This is a genomic window from Shimia sp. MMG029, assembly GCF_027947445.1.
GTDB lineage: Bacteria > Pseudomonadota > Alphaproteobacteria > Rhodobacterales > Rhodobacteraceae > Shimia.
In genome coordinates, this window is record NZ_JAQJIM010000001.1 from 881,432 (window position 1) to 899,084 (window position 17,653).

The 17,653-nt window shown below is 57.9% G+C and carries 16 protein-coding genes; 11 read left to right on the plus strand and 5 right to left on the minus strand.

What is annotated here, in order from left to right; genetic code table 11:
• Nucleotides 1-77: 77 nt before the first annotated feature.
• Entirely contained in the window at nt 78-1,679 is a 1,602-nt protein-coding gene (locus PJL69_RS04265; RefSeq protein WP_271308537.1) for a divergent polysaccharide deacetylase family protein, read from the minus strand.
• Between the two features lie 144 nt (nt 1,680-1,823).
• Between PJL69_RS04265 and PJL69_RS04270 the strand changes: the two genes are divergently transcribed.
• From PJL69_RS04270 to lexA, 7 genes are all read left to right on the plus strand, one after another.
• Nucleotides 1,824-2,417 (plus strand): anthranilate synthase component II, encoded by a 594-nt coding sequence (locus PJL69_RS04270; protein WP_271308538.1) that lies wholly within the window; start codon nt 1,824-1,826, stop codon nt 2,415-2,417.
• Nucleotides 2,414-3,433, plus strand: coding sequence for an anthranilate phosphoribosyltransferase (gene trpD / locus PJL69_RS04275; RefSeq protein ID WP_271308539.1), 1,020 nt, complete (start codon nt 2,414-2,416; stop codon nt 3,431-3,433). The genes PJL69_RS04270 and trpD overlap by 4 nt, the downstream gene beginning before the upstream one ends.
• Before the next feature lie 49 nt (nt 3,434-3,482).
• The gene (locus PJL69_RS04280; RefSeq protein ID WP_271308540.1) at nt 3,483-4,148 is read left to right on the plus strand and encodes a uracil-DNA glycosylase; all 666 of its coding nucleotides are present in this window, start codon (nt 3,483-3,485) and stop codon (nt 4,146-4,148) included.
• Nucleotides 4,145-4,960 carry an indole-3-glycerol phosphate synthase TrpC gene (trpC, locus tag PJL69_RS04285; protein WP_209095945.1) on the plus strand — a complete coding sequence of 272 codons (816 nt, stop codon included), beginning with the start codon at nt 4,145-4,147 and terminating at the stop codon, nt 4,958-4,960. Before PJL69_RS04280 ends, trpC begins: the two co-directional genes overlap by 4 nt.
• Nucleotides 4,960-5,448: a cyclic pyranopterin monophosphate synthase MoaC gene (moaC, locus tag PJL69_RS04290; RefSeq protein ID WP_271308541.1), complete on the plus strand. Its 489-nt coding sequence runs from the start codon at nt 4,960-4,962 to the stop codon at nt 5,446-5,448. The genes trpC and moaC overlap by 1 nt, the downstream gene beginning before the upstream one ends.
• Nucleotides 5,445-6,620 (plus strand): molybdopterin molybdotransferase MoeA, encoded by a 1,176-nt coding sequence (locus PJL69_RS04295; protein ID WP_271308542.1) that lies wholly within the window; start codon nt 5,445-5,447, stop codon nt 6,618-6,620. Before moaC ends, PJL69_RS04295 begins: the two co-directional genes overlap by 4 nt.
• Before the next feature lie 126 nt (nt 6,621-6,746).
• Entirely contained in the window at nt 6,747-7,460 is a 714-nt protein-coding gene (lexA, locus tag PJL69_RS04300; protein ID WP_271308543.1) for a transcriptional repressor LexA, read from the plus strand.
• Here the strand turns inward: lexA and PJL69_RS04305 are convergent.
• Nucleotides 7,454-9,490: a ComEC/Rec2 family competence protein gene (locus tag PJL69_RS04305; RefSeq protein ID WP_271308977.1), complete on the minus strand. Its 2,037-nt coding sequence runs from the start codon at nt 9,488-9,490 to the stop codon at nt 7,454-7,456. The two genes, lexA and PJL69_RS04305, sit on opposite strands and share 7 nt — an antisense overlap.
• A gap of 87 nt (nt 9,491-9,577) precedes the next feature.
• Here PJL69_RS04305 and gltX point away from each other — a divergent pair, with 87 nt between their 5' ends.
• The 4 genes from gltX to PJL69_RS04325 all read left to right on the plus strand — a co-directional run bounded on the left by gltX (nt 9,578) and on the right by PJL69_RS04325 (nt 14,308).
• Nucleotides 9,578-10,978 carry a glutamate--tRNA ligase gene (gene gltX, locus PJL69_RS04310; RefSeq protein WP_271308544.1) on the plus strand — a complete coding sequence of 467 codons (1,401 nt, stop codon included), beginning with the start codon at nt 9,578-9,580 and terminating at the stop codon, nt 10,976-10,978.
• 101 nt (nt 10,979-11,079) lie between these two features.
• On the plus strand, nt 11,080-12,375 hold the full coding sequence (gene gltA, locus PJL69_RS04315; RefSeq protein ID WP_271308545.1) for a citrate synthase: 1,296 nt from the start codon (nt 11,080-11,082) through the stop codon (nt 12,373-12,375).
• A gap of 336 nt (nt 12,376-12,711) precedes the next feature.
• Nucleotides 12,712-13,533: a calcium-binding protein gene (locus PJL69_RS04320; RefSeq protein WP_271308546.1), complete on the plus strand. Its 822-nt coding sequence runs from the start codon at nt 12,712-12,714 to the stop codon at nt 13,531-13,533.
• Nucleotides 13,534-13,798: 265 nt separating this feature from the next.
• Nucleotides 13,799-14,308 carry a DUF2087 domain-containing protein gene (locus PJL69_RS04325; RefSeq protein WP_271308547.1) on the plus strand — a complete coding sequence of 170 codons (510 nt, stop codon included), beginning with the start codon at nt 13,799-13,801 and terminating at the stop codon, nt 14,306-14,308.
• 5 nt (nt 14,309-14,313) lie between these two features.
• On the opposite strand, the gene PJL69_RS04330 is transcribed toward PJL69_RS04325, so the two are convergent.
• The 3 genes from PJL69_RS04330 to PJL69_RS04340 all read right to left on the minus strand — a co-directional run bounded on the left by PJL69_RS04330 (nt 14,314) and on the right by PJL69_RS04340 (nt 17,611).
• Nucleotides 14,314-15,090 carry an enoyl-CoA hydratase-related protein gene (locus PJL69_RS04330; RefSeq protein WP_271308548.1) on the minus strand — a complete coding sequence of 259 codons (777 nt, stop codon included), beginning with the start codon at nt 15,088-15,090 and terminating at the stop codon, nt 14,314-14,316.
• Nucleotides 15,091-15,155: 65 nt separating this feature from the next.
• On the minus strand, nt 15,156-15,629 hold the full coding sequence (locus tag PJL69_RS04335) for a cytochrome c-type biogenesis protein (protein WP_271308549.1): 474 nt from the start codon (nt 15,627-15,629) through the stop codon (nt 15,156-15,158).
• Between the two features lie 8 nt (nt 15,630-15,637).
• Nucleotides 15,638-17,611 carry a heme lyase CcmF/NrfE family subunit gene (locus tag PJL69_RS04340; RefSeq protein ID WP_271308550.1) on the minus strand — a complete coding sequence of 658 codons (1,974 nt, stop codon included), beginning with the start codon at nt 17,609-17,611 and terminating at the stop codon, nt 15,638-15,640.
• Between the last annotated feature and the right edge of the window lie 42 nt (nt 17,612-17,653).

The following is a 17,653-nucleotide window of genomic DNA, read 5'->3' on the forward strand; positions in this document are numbered from 1 at the left end:
GATACCGACGCAATACCGACGTGAAATTCTGGGCAAAAAGGGGCGTTAACCTTTGAGTCGTTCGCCCCTCAGAAAGATCAGTTTATGGTTTGGAAAGTCGCTGAAATCGGCGCCATCGCCACCGTCCCTGCCCGATCCTGAAGCGCCCAGAGCAGCAGGGCAGAAATGGTCTCATCGCGCAGGCGCCCCACCATAACCACGCCATCTTCTTGACCTGCCTTAAAGGCCGCATTGTCAAGGAAACGGCGCATCACAACGGCTGTCTGACCGGCATCATCAAAGTCTCGGAACACACTGACAGAGGGCACGCCCTCCTTTGCTGCAAGCTTCTGTGCTGTATTTAAACCATTGGGAAACATCAGCAATCCATGTCCGCTTCCCAATAGAGCCTGAGCGACCTGATCGCTCACGACCTTGCTGCCTTGAAGCCCATCCGTCAGACCTTCCATGATGCCGACAAACCCATCAGAAACCGACAAATGCGCCTGCATGGCCTGCTCCACATCTGACGCGCTCGCCTCTGCAGGCATGTCCACCATGGCCAGCACTTCAAACCCGCGCAAACGATAGTTTGCCGCCTTTTCAGTGACTTGCGGATCAAGTGTGCTCACCGCAATGCTCAACGGATATGGAAAGCTCTCCAAGGCTTCCATGTCAAAACTATGTTCCCCAGTGTCCACCAGAACAATCGACATCACCGGTTTATTCTCTGTGTTTTCAAAGCCTTCCGCGTTTGCCTCGACGGGGCGCAGACTGGCGGACGCCGCAGGTGCCGCCGCGGTCACACCCTCTGCCGCATCATCACCAACAGAGGGCAAACGGGAGGATTTCAGTTGCGGATAGGTCTCGTTCAAGTTGCCAGCAGGTTTCAGCAACGACGCTGTCGCGCTTTCATCTTCCAGCACCTCTTCCGCCTCTGCTTGAGGGGACAGATCCTCTGCAACAGGGCTTGGCACCGCCTCAGACACCAGAGAAGATTCTTCTTCTTTTTCAGCGCCTTCTGGCAGCTCATCCAGCACAATCACTGCCGTGTCTGCGGTACTCTCAGCTTCGACAGCCGCAGTTTCCGCGCTCTGCGTTTCTGCCTCATCCGCCTCAACAGAAGCGGCCTCTGCCGGTGCCGCATCGTCAACCGGATCGACAATCACAACCTCCTCCAAGGGCGCCTCTTCTGGCACCGCAGGCGCCACAGGGGTCTCAAATGCCTCCCCAGACAACGGCGCAGGCGCTGCGGGTTGCGCCGGATTGGTTGAAATGGACAACTCCGTTTCCGCCTCAGGCGCCGCTGGCGTTTGCGATTGAGGGTTGGGCAAAACCGGAGATTCTTCTTCAATTTCAACAGCTCCGCTCCCAACAATCTGCGCGGGCGCAGCCAGTTCAGCATCCGGTGTCTCTGGTTCTGGCTTTGGTGCAGAATCAGTGATCGCCAAAGGAGGCCCATCCTCTGCCTCAACTTCAGGAACCGCAGCTCCCGGCGCCCCCTCAACCGTTGAGTCTCGCTGAGAAGTCGTGTCCAATGCTGTAGCGGGCACCGACACCTTCTGCCCGTCTTGTGGTGCCACCGCTGTGGTCTGTGGCTGTACCGTCGCCGGTAAAGGGGACAGCAAAGACGCCGCCGCAAGCACGCCACCAATCAGGACCACGCCCCAGAACACACCAGCCAAAAATCCGCGCAACATCGCTCTCTGCCCTTCTTTCTATCATTTTCCGGGGCGAACCTGCCTGTGCCCCTCTTGACCCTCTGCGCCAAGCCTGAGCATGTATACCGCGAGCAGGCCCTTCGCCTCCACCCCTTTCGCATCTTTAGGATAAGAACCGACAAAATGCTGCTTCTGATCGATAATTACGACAGTTTCACCTACAATCTTGTGCATTATCTGGGCGAGTTGGGCGCAGATGTGCAGGTCTGGCGAAACGACGCGCTGACGGTACAGGACGCGATGGGTATGAACCCTTCGGGCATTTTGCTGTCTCCCGGCCCCTGTGATCCCGATCAGGCGGGCATTTGCCTTGCCCTGACCGAAGCAGCCGCAGAAACCCGCACCCCGCTTATGGGCGTATGTCTGGGCCATCAGACCATCGGTCAGGCCTTTGGCGGCAACGTCGTGCGCTGTCATGAGATCGTACACGGCAAGATGGGCACCATGAAGCACACCGGCAAAGGCGTGTTCGCAGGTCTGCCCAGTCCGTTTGAGGCCACCCGCTATCACTCGCTGGTGGTGGACCGCGAAACTTTCCCGGACTGTCTTGAAATCACGGCAGAACTTGAAGATGGCACCATCATGGGTCTGCAGCACAAAGAGCTGCCCATCCAAGGCGTGCAATTCCATCCAGAATCAATCGCTTCCGAACACGGCCATGCGATGTTGAAAAACTTCCTGGACATGATGCCTTCCCCGAAAGGGGCCGCCGCATGAGCCATGATATCAAAACGCTGATCGGCGCGGCCGCGGATCGCCCCCTGTCGCGCGACGAGGCCGAGGCCGCTTTCTCCCTGCTGTTTGAAGGCGAGGCAACACCAAGCCAGATGGGCGGCCTGCTGATGGCGCTGCGAACCCGTGGCGAAACGGTGGATGAATATGCCGCCGCCGCCGCAGTCATGCGCGCCAAATGCAATCCGGTGACAGCCCCCGTTGGGGCCATCGACATCGTTGGCACCGGGGGGGATGGCAAGCACACGCTCAACATCTCCACCGCCACGGCCTTCGTAGTGGCTGGCGCTGGCGTTCCCGTGGCCAAACACGGCAACCGCAATCTCAGCTCCAAATCTGGCACTGCGGATGTTCAAACCCAAATGGGTATTAACGTTATGGTTGGGCCGGAAGTGGTTGAAAAAGCGTTAGAAAGCTGCGGCATTGCCTTCATGATGGCGCCCATGCATCACCCCGCGATTGCCCATGTGATGCCAACCCGTGCAGAGCTCGGTACCCGCACAATCTTCAACATTCTTGGCCCACTCACCAACCCGGCAGGCGTCAAACGCCAACTGACCGGCGCTTTCACCCGCGACCTCATTCGCCCCATGGCCGAAACGCTTGGCCAATTGGGCAGCGAGCGTGCTTGGCTGGTGCATGGCTCTGACGGCACCGATGAGCTGACCATCACCGGCGTGAGCTGGGTTTCGGCACTTGAGACAGACGGCACTATCAAAGACGTGGAGTTGCACCCCGAAGACGCCGGTCTGCCTGTGCATCCATTTGAGGCCATCGTAGGCGGCGCGCCAGAGGACAACGCCAATGCCTTCCGCGCGCTTCTGGATGGCGCGCAAAACGCGTATCGCGATGCGGTCCTGTTGAACTCCGCAGCCGCGCTTGTGGTGGCAGACGCTGCGGGCGACCTGAAAGAAGGCGTTGAAAAAGCACGCGAAAGCATCGACAGCGGTGCAGCCAAAGGCAAAGTCGCTGCATTGGCCAAAGTCACCTCTGCCGCGTGATCCGCGCGGTGCAAATACAGACAACACCAACGCCCATGCGGGAGACAGAATGATGGACACTCCCATTCCTTCCGCTTGGGCGCATCTGCCTTTCTTTGAGGATGACTGGCCGCGCATCGCGCAAACCATTGCTCAAGACCCGCGCGACATCCTACCTCCATCCGATCAACGTTTTGCCGCGCTTGAGGCCCTGTGCGCGGATCAGGTGCGTGTGGTCATTCTCGGGCAAGATCCCTATCCCACGCCCGGCCATGCCCACGGCTTGGCCTTCTCTGTGGAGCCAGACGTGCGCCCGCTGCCACGCTCGCTCAACAACATCTACAAAGAGATGATCGCCGATATTGGCGCTGCCCCTCTGACAGGCGATCTGCGCCATTGGACCAGCCAGGGTGTTCTGCTGCTCAACACCGTGCTCACCGTCCCTGCGGGAGAGGCAAACGGACATAAGTCATTGGGCTTTCAGGCGCTTGCACATCAGGTTCTTTCGGAGGTCTCTGTTCGGCCATGTGCTTTTGTTCTTTGGGGAAAACAGGCACAAGCTCTTGCAACACACATCCAAGCGCCTAAAGATGGCAGCCAACATCTGATGATCGAAACGGCACATCCTTCGCCTCTGTCTGCGCGACGCGGATTCTTTGGCTCTCGCCCGTTTTCGGCAATAAACACCTGGCTCACGCAGCGCGGCGAGCCTCTTATCGACTGGACGCATGCATGACCGAAACCGTACTCGACAAGATCAAAGCCTATAAACTGGAAGAAGTGGCAGCCGATAAGGCGTCTAAATCGCTTGAGGCCGTCGAAGCGGAGGCGCGTGAAGCCAGCCCAACGCGTGGGTTCGCGGATGCGCTGCAAAAGGCGAGCCGCTCAGGCTACGGTCTGATTGCCGAAGTCAAGAAAGCGTCTCCTTCCAAAGGGCTGATCCGCGAAGACTTCAACCCACCTCTGCTGGCCAAAGCCTATGAGGACGGCGGCGCAACCTGCCTGTCGGTACTGACCGACACGCCAAGCTTTCAGGGGCAGAAATCCTTCCTGACCGAGGCGCGTGAGGCCACCAACCTGCCGGCGCTGCGCAAGGACTTCATGTATGACACTTATCAGGTGGCCGAAGCCCGCGCACTGGGAGCGGACTGCATTCTGATCATCCTGGCTTCGGTGAGCGACAGTCAGGCGCAAGAGCTTGAGGCCTGTGCTTTTGAATGGGGCATGGATGTCCTGCTCGAAGTGCATGACGCCGAAGAACTGGAGCGCGCAAGCCAGCTCAAATCCCCGCTGATGGGCATCAACAACCGCAATCTCAAAACCTTTGAGACCACGCTCGATACCACGCGCCAGCTTTCTAAACTGGTGCCCGAAGACCGTCTGATCGTCTGTGAAAGCGGGCTCAACACCCCTGCCGAACTGGCCGATATGGCACGCTATGGCGCACGCACCTTCCTGATCGGCGAAAGCCTGATGCGTCAGGACGATGTCGCCAGCGCCACCCGCACGCTTCTGGCCAACCCGCTCAACGCCATGGGCGGCATGTGATGAGCAGCCACAGCTCTGGTCTCACCCATTTTGACGGCAAAGGCGACGCCCATATGGTGGACGTCTCAGAAAAGGCTGTGACCTCCCGCATTGCGACGGCTGAGGGCTGGGTCAAGATGGCGCCCGCCACCCATGACATCATCGCCGAAGGCCGCGCCAAGAAAGGCGACGTGCTTGGCGTTGCCCGCCTCGCGGGCATCATGGGCGCCAAGAAATGTGCTGACCTGATCCCCCTGTGCCACCCGCTGCCGATCACCAAAGTCGCTGTCGAGCTGACACCGGATGCCGACTTGCCCGGCGTGCGCATTGAAGCCACCGTAAAGACCACCGGACAAACCGGTGTGGAGATGGAAGCCCTCACCGCGGTGAATGTCGCCGCGCTGACGGTATATGACATGTCTAAGGCCGTGGACAAAGATATGGAGATCGGTGGCATCCGCGTCATCCTCAAAGACGGCGGAAAATCAGGACGTTACGAAGCGAAATGATTGCAGTCAGCGAAGCGCTCTCCAACCTTTTTACCCTCACCCCAACGCTGAACAGCGAGCTTGTCCCGCTGTCAGAGGCCAATGGCCGTGTGCTGGCAACACCTGTCTCGGCCAAACGTGACCAGCCACCGTTTTCCGCCTCCGCGATGGACGGCTACGGGGTGGCCGCCGAAGGGGTTGTTCCCGGCGCGCAGTATCAGGTGATTGGAGAGGCCGCCGCGGGCCATGCTTTTGATGGCAAGGTGGGCGCGGGCGAAGCCGTGCGGATTTTCACCGGCGCGCCTGTGCCAGAAGGCGTAACGCGCGTGATCATTCAGGAGGATGTCACCCGCGACGGCGACACCATCACCCTGTCTGAAAATCTCGACAAAGGGTTTCACATCCGCCCCTTGGGTGGCGATTTCAAAGTTGGGCAAACCATCGACGCACCCCGCGTGCTGCGCCCCTCGGACATCGCGCTCATGGCGTCGATGAACATCGCCTCCGTGCCCGTGACACGCCGTCCCAAAGTGGCGATCCTCTCCACCGGCGACGAGCTGGTGATGCCGGGCGAAACACCCGGCCCCGATCAGATCATCGCCTCCAACAGCTTTGGACTTCAGGCTATGCTGCGCGACGCCGGTGCGGAGGCACGCCTTCTGCCCATCGCACGGGACACAGAAGCCTCTCTCAAAGCGGCCTTCGCCTTGGTGGATGATGCCGATCTTCTGATCACCATTGGCGGCGCGTCTGTGGGCGATCATGATCTCGTGGGCAAAGTGGCGCAGGATCTGGGCATGCAACGCAGTTTCTACAAGATTGCCATGCGTCCGGGCAAACCGCTGATGGCGGGCACCATGGCCAATGGCGCTATGATGATCGGCCTGCCAGGCAATCCGGTCTCTGCCATGGTCTGCGGCCATGTCTTTGTGCTTCCGGTGATCCGGGCCATGCTCGGGCTTGGCCAAGCCCCCACACCGCATCAGACCACCACCCTCGCAGCTCGCGCTCCGGCCAATGGCCCCCGCGAACATTACATGCGCGCCCATGTCAGCCCACGTGGCCTTGTGACCTTTGATAACCAAGACAGCTCGCTGCTTTCCATTCTGTCTGACGCAAACGCCCTGCTGATTTGCGAGCCAAACAGCCCGGAACTGCCCGCCGGAACAGAGGTATCCTACCTCCCGCTCTGACATAACCACCTGATCAGTCGTGTCTTTTCAGCTTGTGTTTCTGCTATGTTCTCAAAAGGTTTTGACACAAAACGAGAACATGCGTAGAACAAGCTTAAGACACTTTGCAAAAGGGGGTCGTCGAGCATGTTAACCAAGAAGCAACTGGACTTGCTGGAGTTCATTCACACCCGTCTGCAACGCGACGGGGTGCCACCCAGCTTTGACGAAATGAAGGATGCGCTCGATCTGCGCTCCAAATCCGGCATTCACCGGCTGATCACCGCACTGGAAGAGCGCGGCTTTATCCGCCGTCTCGCCCATCGCGCCCGCGCCATCGAGATTGTGAAACTGCCCGAAAGCATGGGTGGCATGCCATCAGCCCCCACTTCGAGTTTCCAACCCAAGGTGATTGATGGGCCTCACCCATCACCGACCGTGCCTGCGAACCTGAGCCCAGATGCGGTGATGTTGGCAGCGCGTGAGCTGCCGGTGATGGGCAAGATCGCAGCCGGTGTACCAATTGAAGCCATAAGTCACGTAGATCACCATGTGGCGGTTCCGGGGCAGATGCTTGCTGCTGGCGCAAGCCACTACGCGCTGGAAGTCAAAGGTGACTCCATGATCAACGCGGGCATCAATGATGGAGATATCGTTATCATTTCTGAGACATCGACAGCGGACAACGGTGACATCGTTGTGGCACTGGTAGAAGATCAGGAGGCAACGCTAAAAACCTTTCACCGCAACGGCAGCTCCATCGCGTTGGAAGCGGCAAACCCTGCGTATGAAACCCGCGTTTACCCTGACAACAAGGTGAAAGTGCAGGGCAAACTTGTGGGCCTGATCCGCACCTATTGAGCGCTGTGCACGTTCTTGCGTATGCGCGCATCGTTCCAAATTCTGCGGCCTGCGATTTCGCGGGCCGTTATGCGTTTTGCCTCTGCGCCATTCAGGTAGACGGCAATCGCACCGCTTTCTTTCAACTCTTGCGCATCTGTATAGGCGCAAGGCAGCTCGCCCTCGAAGTCCTCCGAAAAAACGATAAAGTCGTTTTCGATGCACGCAACAAATGCGGCGAGCCCGCGCTTACCCTGGACATGAATCACGTTCAGCGAACCTCTTGCCATACCTGTTGCGTTCCAGTTTTCCGCAGCCGCATCTTGAGAGCGCATATCGCCGTCATTTTCGAGCCAGTTGCGCGCCACGAACCCCTGCCCTTTGGCTTTTGACAGCGCGCGCCCCGCCGGTGTCATCACCCCGACCAACCCACCTGTGTCTGAAACCAATATGTCCGGACGCGGGGCTGCATGCCATGTCCAAATCGCGATTGCCACCAGCACCATACCGCACCACCGTGCATGTCCCTGCCACAGTAAGAGTGTTACGCCACCAAGCGAGAGCAAAGGCAGCACCCAAGCACCTCCCGTCTTCACCGAGCCGCGCGCGCCCTCCAATCCGCTTACAAAATCCGCGACAGTCACGATCCAATGTAGTCCCTGTGCCATCACCCAGAGCGGAATTTGCTCCAGTCCAAGCGGTGCAAACACGGCCGCAACAGCCGCAGAGGGCATCACAATGGCACCCATCACCGGAACCGAAAGCACATTGGCCAATAGCCCGTAGTGGGTGATGTGATTGAAATGGAACGCCGCGAACGGGGCCGTTGCGATCCCTGCGACAAATGAAGACAAAACCACCGCAAAGACAGATGACACCCAGCGCGGACCACGCGGGAGCTTTGTGTGCCGGAGCCAGCCAAACACCCCAATCAAAGCAGCTGTCGCAGCAAAAGACATTTGAAAGCCCGGGCCAAGCAGTGCTTCCGGCCTGAGCAACAAAACAACAACCGCAGCCACTGCGACTGCCCGCAAAGTGAATGCACGCCTGTCCAACAACGCAGCAGTCAAGACGACGGCCGTCATCACAAAGGCCCGTTCGGTTGAGACGCTGCCGCCAGACAGTACAAGATAGCCTGCTGCGGCAAGGAGCGCACAAATCGCTGCGACTTTCTTTGTGTTTAGCCGCAACGCCACGTAGGGCACCAATGCAAGCCCAAAACGGATTGCACCAAACACAAATCCAGACAGCAATCCCATATGAAGCCCTGAAATCGCCAGCAGATGCGCAAGATTGGCACCACGCAAGATCTCTGTGGTTTCTTTGGGTATGGCAGACCGATCACCGGTAGTGATGGCCGCAGCGACACCTGCCACATTCTGGGGCATTCTGATCTGAATGGCTTTGGACAATTGCATGCGAAAGCCATAGATGCCACCGCCCACGCGTTCGGGTGCCAGCCGGACAACCGGAACACGGGTGTAGCCTACAGCGCCTATTTGTTGAAACCACGCGTGGCGCTGAAAATCAAATCCCCCCGGTTCGACCGGCCCTGATGGTGGGGAAAGGTGGCCTGTTGTACCAACGAGCATGCCGGGTTTGGCAACGACACCTGCTTCTTTGCTGTGTAAAGAAATTCTGACACGCGTTGGTGTGTGCTCTGGCGCTACTCGCGCCAAACGAACCTGTTCCAAAGTCAGTCGCACCGCATCGGAGGCTGAACGATCTATTGCGACAACACTTCCTTCGATGGGACCGTAGTAGCGAAACCCCAGCACGGGGCCTGCCACCCAATGCGCGCGCGCGCCCGCTACGGCAACCCCCATTGCGATCATGACTGCGCCCCACAGACAGGCGGACACATCCGCTTCTTGTTTGCGTGTAAAAAGCGCGAGACACCCAGCAATCAACGCCGCAGCCGAAAGAAGCCATCCCGCCGGCTCTACAGGCAGGGAAAAATACAGACCGATGCCAACCGCCAACCCTACGGGCACCCAACAAAACAAGTGCCCGCGCTGCTGCAGAACCGATTGGCGCAGCGGCGTAAACATGCGCAAGCCTTGTTCTCTCCCAGCCGTGTCGCTAGACAGTGCCAAACACGCTAAATCACACATGGTTACTGAAAGGTTAAGCCCGCTATGACAGGCCAGGTCGTCACCCGTTTCGCCCCTTCTCCCACTGGATTTTTGCACATTGGCGGCGCGCGTACGGCGCTGTTCAATTGGCTTTATGCCCGCGGCCGCGGGGGCAAATTCCTTCTGCGTATTGAGGACACCGACCGCGAGCGTTCCACACCGGAAGCGACCACAGCCATTTTGGATGGTCTGTCCTGGTTGGGGTTGGATCACGATGGCGACGTTGCAAGCCAGTTTGAAGCTGCGAGCCGCCACGCAGAGGTTGCACTGCAATTGCTGTCTGAGGGCAAAGCCTACAAGTGTTTTGCCACACAAGACGAAATCGCCGCCTTCCGTGAAGAGGCCCGCGCCGCTGGAAAATCTACGCTCTATCAAAGCCCTTGGCGGGACGCCGCGCCGGAAAGCCACCCGGACGCGCCATTTGTGGTGCGCATCAAAGCGCCCCGTGACGGCAACACCGTGATCCGCGATCAGGTTCAAGGCGATGTGACCATACGTAACGACCAGCTCGATGACATGGTCCTGTTACGTTCGGATGGCACGCCGGTCTACATGTTGGCAGTTGTTGTTGATGACCATGACATGGGCGTGACCCATGTGATCCGCGGGGATGATCACCTCAACAATGCCGCACGCCAGATGATGATCTATGAGGCCATGGGCTGGGACGTGCCAGTCTGGGCACATATCCCCTTGATCCATGGTCAGGACGGTAAAAAAATGTCTAAACGGCATGGTGCGACGGGGGCGCACGAATATCAAGCATTGGGGTATCCAGCCGCCGGCATGCGCAACTATCTTGCCCGCCTGGGCTGGAGCCACGGAGATGATGAGTTCTTTAGCGACGCTCAGGCCAAAGAATGGTTCGATTTGGACGGAATTGGCAAAAGCCCCGCCCGATTTGACACCAAGAAACTGGAAAACATCTGCGGCCAACATATCGCGGTTTCAGACGATGCTGCATTGCTGCAAGAAATCATCGCATTTCGAGCCGCCGCGGGGCTGACTCCGCTGACAGACGCCCAATCCGTATTACTACGGGAGGCGATGTATTGCTTGAAAGATCGGGCCAAAACTTTCCCAGATCTCCTTGAAAAAGCGCAATTTGCGCTGGCGTCACGCCCGCTTGACGTTGAGGAAAAGGCATCAAAAAATCTTGATCCAGTATCCCGTGGTATACTGAAAGAATTGACGCCGCAGCTGCAAAATGCTAGCTGGACGCGTGAAGGGCTTGAGGCTGTAACGAGCAGCTTTTCTGAAGCCAAAGAAATCAAGTTCGGCAAGATGGCCGGCCCGCTTCGGGCTGCGCTGGCTGGCCGTGCAGCGACCCCCAGCGTGTTTGACATGATGCTGGTCTTGGGACGCGAGGAAACGCTCGCGCGTCTGTCTGACGTCGCCGAATAAAGGTGGAGGGTTTTGCGCCATTAACCGCGCATTAATCCACCACGAAGACAAAGCTGCTGGGATCGCTGTGCGGTCCCGGCTCGATAAGAAGGGAAACAGCCATGTCCGAGACAAAGAAAACCGCGACGCTAACGATTGATGATGCGTCTTACGACTTGCCGGTACATTCTCCAACGTCCGGTCCGGATGTGCTGGATATCCGTAAACTTTATGCGCAAGCTGGTGTCTTTACATACGATCCTGGCTTCACCTCGACAGCCTCTTGTGAATCCACGATCACATATATTGACGGCGAAGAAGGTGTACTCACCCATCGCGGCTATGCGATTGGTGACTTGGCTGGCAAGTCACACTACCTAGAAGTGTGCTACCTGCTGCTTTACGGCACATTGCCAACGACAACTGAACTGGAAGAGTTCGAAAACACCATCACGCATCACACCATGTTGCACGAGCAGATGGTGAATTTCTTCCGCGGCTTCCGTCGCGATGCGCACCCCATGGCGATCATGGTTGGTGTGGTTGGGGCCATGTCTGCCTTCTACCACGACAGCACCGACATCAACGATCCACGCCAGCGTGAAATCGCATCGCACCGCCTGATCGCGAAGATGCCAACCATCGCAGCGATGGCCTATAAGTACACAATCGGCCAGCCATTTGTTTCTCCGCGCAATGATCTGGATTACGCGTCCAACTTCTTGCGCATGTGCTTTGCTGTGCCTGCGGAAGACTATGAGGTGAACCCGATCCTCTCGCGCGCGATGGACCGTATCTTTACCTTGCACGCCGACCACGAACAGAACGCCTCGACCTCTACCGTACGTCTGGCCTCCTCTTCCGGTGCAAACCCATTTGCATGTATCGCGGCAGGCATCGCCTGTCTTTGGGGGCCTGCACATGGCGGCGCAAACCAGGCCTGCCTGGAAATGCTAAAAGAAATTGGTTCTGTGGATCGCATCCCAGAATACATCGCCCGCGCCAAAGACAAGAACGATCCGTTCCGTCTGATGGGCTTTGGCCACCGTGTTTACAAAAACATGGACCCACGCGCGACCGTGATGAAAGAAAGCGCAGACGAGGTACTGGAGCTGCTGGGCGTCGAAGACAACCCGCTGCTGCAGGTTGCCAAAGAGCTGGAGCACATCGCTCTGAACGACCCCTACTTTAAGGACAAAAAGCTCTTCCCGAACGTGGACTTCTACTCTGGGATTATTCTGGAGGCGATGGGCTTCCCGACCTCCATGTTCACACCAATCTTCGCGCTGTCCCGCACCGTAGGCTGGATTTCCCAGTGGAAAGAACAGCTTTCTGATCCGGCGCACAAGATCGGTCGCCCACGGCAGCTGTACCTGGGCGAAGACGTGCGCGAGTATGTGGACATCGAAAACCGCTAAGCGTAGCATCAGTCAGACATTTTCAAACGCGCCGATCCTTTTCGGCGCGTTTTCTTTTTTGCTAAACGACGCATCGAAATCGCCTTATAGGTGTGAGAAATTAGATTTCGAGACAAAGTTTTGACACGTTTAACGTGCAATGTATGCTTCTAGAGATATTTGATTTGGAACATTTTGACTCGCTACCACTGCCCTTTGCCATATTCAGAACAATCGGTTGAAAAACTCACGGTTTCTGGTGATTTCAGAAACAGCGGTCGCGCGTCCAATCCAAGTCAAAGCAAATTTGTCGCCTGCTAGGCGCACAACGTACTGGATGGAGTAAGTAGAATGTGGATGTTTGGCCTTCTTCTCGTCGGGCTGGCTGCTGGCGGATTAATCAGCGACGACGATGATGGTGATGAAGCGGTTTCTGACACCCCAATTCGTGTGACCGAAGGCGAAGATGAGGGTGAAACCGGCTTGCTGCGTGAAGGCAACGACAGCGACAACGCAATTTCGGGCACATCAGGGCACGATATCCTTTCTGGTGAAGGTGGTAATGACACGCTCAATGGCCGTGAAGGACGAGATTTCCTGTTCGGCTTCACCGGAGATGACACCCTGCGCGGCGACTTGGACGACGACGTTCTAGCTGGGGGCGAAGGCGACGACCTCCTGAGCGGCGGCGAGGGCAATGACACTCTTCGCGGGTATTCAGGCAACGATACACTCAACGGTGGCCCGGGCAATGACGTACTCATAGGTGCCGACATCTCGAACCGCGAAATTGAGATTGGCGATGTCTACAGAGATCGTGCCGCTTCAGGTCCGCTCGAGTTCGAGGAGCCAACGGAAGAGGAAGCCAACGTGCTGGACGGCGGCGGCGGCAATGACGAACTTTTGCTCGGCGAAGGGGATACCGCAACCGGTGGCGAAGGAATGGACCTGTTTCAAATCGGGCATTGGATTGACGAAGATGCCCCGGTTATCACCGATTTTGACGTAAACGAAGATGTCCTCTCAGTCTTTTATGAAGACGATCAACCGTCACCAACGATCACCCTTGAGCGCACTGGAGGCGAAACCCAGGTTCTGGCGAATGGTGTGGTGATGGCACGTATCGCAGGCGATGCGGCAGGCTTGGACGCATCCGATGTGCTTCTAACCATAGCCTAACAGCCCCCCAACCAAACCAGCAGGCCGCAGGGAACCTCTTGCGGCCTGCCACGCGCAAAACCCGTTGCATGCGTTTGGCGCGATGACTAGGGTGGCGTCAGGGTCCGCAGTTCACCCAGGCGCCGCCGGTCAGTCTGACTTTGCTAAACCTGCGATTTTATGAGCCGACAGCATGCTTTTGCGCGTGTCGTCGACAAGGGCGGCCATCGACCCCGGCTTAGGCTTTTCGCCTCTCGGGACACACGCCAGCCAAAAGGATGCGCTCATGTCCAAAGACGTGACCCCACTCTATGTGGCCGATATTTCGGCCTTCACCAAACAGCTTCGGCGCTCTCTTGCAGGACAAGACGCCCTGCCCGGTCACGCGGCGATGATGGGTCTGGTGGCCAAGGCCGCCGGATTTCAGAACCATCAGCACCTGCGCAACACGGCCACCAAAACGGTGCCTGCGCTGGATGAACTGGCGCTCAAACGCGCTCTTCGGGTGTTTGACGAAAATGGCAGGATGTTTCGCTGGCCGAAATGGACCAAAGTGCAGGGCCTCTGTCTCTGGCCCTTCTGGGCGCGCATGCCCGCCCATCAGGATCTCAGTGAAAAAGAGGTCAATGCCGTTCTGAAAGACGGGCTGGCCTTTGACGATCACGTACTGCTGCGCCGCTCCCTGATCGACCACAAGCTTGCTGAGCGCACCATAGATGGCCGCATCTACCGCCGCATAGAACAAAGGCCAACGCCCGAAGCGCTGGCCCTGATGAAACGGCTCAAACAGCTTTGATCGCCTCAGCGCCCCTCGTAGCTCGCGGGGCGCTTTTCCAGAAAGGCAACCACGCCCTCTTGGAAATCCCGGGTTTTGCCAAGCTTGCCCTGACGCTTTGATTCTTGCTCCATTTGAGCAGTCCAGTCGTTGCCATAACTTTCTTGTATCGCGCGTTTGATTTCTTTGTATGCAAGCGTCGGACCCTCGGCCAAATGACGTGCACGCGCGTGCCATTGTTTTTCAAACTCGGTGTCAGGCACTGCTTCCCAAATCATGCCCCAGTCATCCGCCTGTTTTGCAGAAATCTTATCAGCAAAAAGCGCCGCACCCATCGCTTTGGCCGCTCCCATCGCACGCGGCAGCTCATAGGTCCCCCCGGCGTCTGGCATCAGGCCAATTCTTGAAAAGGCTTGCATGAAATAAGCGCTTTCCGTTGCGATCACCACATCCGCAGCCAAGGCAAGGTTTGCGCCGGCGCCCGCAGCGGGGCCGTTCACGGCACAAATCGTTGGGATCGGCAGCTCGCGAAGAGCACGGATCATTGGCATATACTCGTCTCGAAGTGTCCGTTCCAGGTCAAGATTGGCGGCGTTTGAACTGTCCCCGAGATCTTGGCCCGAACAAAATGCCTTCCCCGCTCCAGTCAAGACCATGACACGCGCTTCTCTCCCCGCTGCGAGAACTGCGTCTGTAATTTCAGCACGCATTTGTTGTGTCAGGGCATTTAGTGTTTCAGGTCGGTTGAGCGTGATTAACGCCACGCCATTCTGAAGCGAATAGGTGAGTGTTTGATAGTCCATGAGGTCCCTCCAAGTCCCTCATATTACAGCTTAGCTTCCCCCCCATATACAAGAGGAATGCTACGTCACTTTTTCAGAATCTCTTGCAAGCGCGCGGTTTCATCCGCAGTTAACTTACTCTCTGAAATCGTAACCGCGACAGAACGCCGGCGGGCGTAGGACAGGCCGACAAAAAGGGCAATTATCAGCATGACCGGGCCAGCCAAATATAGCACCAGATTGCTGCCAGACGTGCGCGGGCGCAGCAGTACGTATTCGCCGTAGCGGTCAACCACAAAGTCCACCACACCTTCGTTGCTGTCCCCGGCCATAAGGCGCTCACGTACCAACAGACGCAAATCGCGTGCCAGCTGCGCATTGCTCTCATCAATGCTTTCATTGCGGCAAACAAGACAGCGCAGGTCCCTGGAAATCTCACGCGCACGCTCTTCCAGAACGGGATCGGCCAAAACTTCATCAGGTTGCACAGCCGCGCTTGGTCCTGCCATCAGAAACGCCACGGTCAGGGCGGCTCCAAATCTGCGTAAAGCGTTCAACATCTCAAACCTCATTCCGCCGGCACACCGCCGCTTGGCGCTTTGCGCGCGCCCGCAGCCACGCGGTAACGCCGGTCACTCAGGCTCAAACAGCCACCAAGCGCCATCAGGAGCGACCCCACCCAGATCCAGTTGGTCAAAGGCTTGATATAGGTGCGCACCGTATAAGCGCCGCCCGGCTGCTCATCGCCAAGCGCCAGATACACATCGCGCAGCACACGATAGTCAATTGCCGCCTCTGTGGTGGGCATTCCCGCAATCGGATAAACGCGTTTTTCCGGATGCAGCATGGCGATCTCGCGGCCGCCGCTGCGCACGCGAATGTCCGCCATGGTGCTCAGGTAATTCGGCCCTTCCACCTCACGCACATTCTCAAGCGTGATCTCAAACGCGCCGACTGTGTATGGCTCATTCATTTGCGCCACACGGATATCTTCCTGCTCCCAGGCCATCAGACCGGCAACGCCAAACATGGTCACGCCAAGCCCCGCATGGGCCACCGCCTTGCCCCAATCCGCCCGTGGCAGCCGCGTCATACGGGACAAACGCGCCTGCAGATCGCCACGTCCGGTGCGCGAGAGCAGATCCGTGGCTGCACCAAAGACGAGCCATGCGCCAAGGAACAGCCCAACCGGCCCCAGAAGCGACCGTCCGCTCTGCATCGCCCAGGCCAGCCCGGCCAGCGCAATCGCCAACATCAATGCGGGCGTCAGCGGCTTCATCGCCTTACCAAGCTTGGCCCGCTTCCACGGCAGCATAGCACCAATTGGAAGCGCCACGCCAAGCAGCACCATGAAAGGCGTGAACGCCATATTGAAGAAGGGCGGGCCCACGCTCAGCTTTCGGGCAAAGGCAAGTTCGCTCACCAGCGGCCAAATGGTGCCGATAAAGACCACAAAACAGGACACCGCCAGCAGGATATTGTTGAGCACCAGCGCGGTTTCCCGGCTGACCACCCCAAACACGCCCTTGGCCTCCATCGCCCCGGCCCGTGCCGCAAACAAGGTCAGCCCCCCGCCGGTGAACACCGCCAGAATGGCCAAAATGAACACACCGCGCTCCGGGTCATTGGCAAAGGCATGCACCGAGGTGATCACACCGGAGCGCACAATGAAGGTGCCGATCAGAGAGAAGCTGAAGGCCATGATCGCGAGCAGGATCGTCCAACTTTTCAACGATTCACGTTTTTCCACCACAATGGCGGAGTGCAATAGCGCCGCCGCCAGAAGCCACGGCATGAAGGAGGCGTTTTCCACCGGATCCCAGAACCAGAAGCCGCCCCAGCCCAGCTCGTAATAGGCCCACCAAGAGCCAAGCGCGATGCCGATGGTCAGAAACACCCAAGCCGCCAGCGTCCAGGGCCGCACCCAGCGCCCCCAGGCCGCATCCACACGGCCCTCAAGCAGCGCGGCAATCGCAAAGGAGAACGCCATGCTCAGACCCACGTACCCCAGATAGAGGAACGGCGGGTGCAGCGCGAGGCCCACATCCTGCAGAAGCGGGTTGAGATCGCCGCCATCAAACGGCACCACATCCATCCGCAAAAACGGGTTGGAGGTCAGAAGGATAAAGGCAAAAAACGCAACAGAAACTGAAGCTTGTACCGCCAAAGCGCGGGCGCGTAGGGTTGCGGGCAGATTGCCGCCAAACCAAGCCAGACAAGCACCAAAGATGGTCAGGATAAAGACCCAAAGCAGCATGGAACCCTCATGGTTCCCCCAGACACCGCTCACTTTATAGAGCATGGGCTTCAGCGTGTGGGAGTTGCTCACCACCAGCTGCACGGAGAAATCAGACACCACAAAGGCATAGGTCAGCGCCGCAAAAGAGAAGCCTGTAAACAGGAACTGCAAGCCCGCGGCCGGTTCGGCCACAGTCATCCAACCGGGCCATCGCTTATGCGCGCCAACAAGAGGAACGATTGCCTGCACCACGGCGGTGACGGCGGCTAGGATCAGTGCGAAATGGCCGAGCTCTACTATCATGGCGTCTATATAGACCTGCCTCCCCGAGGGTCCAATGCAATT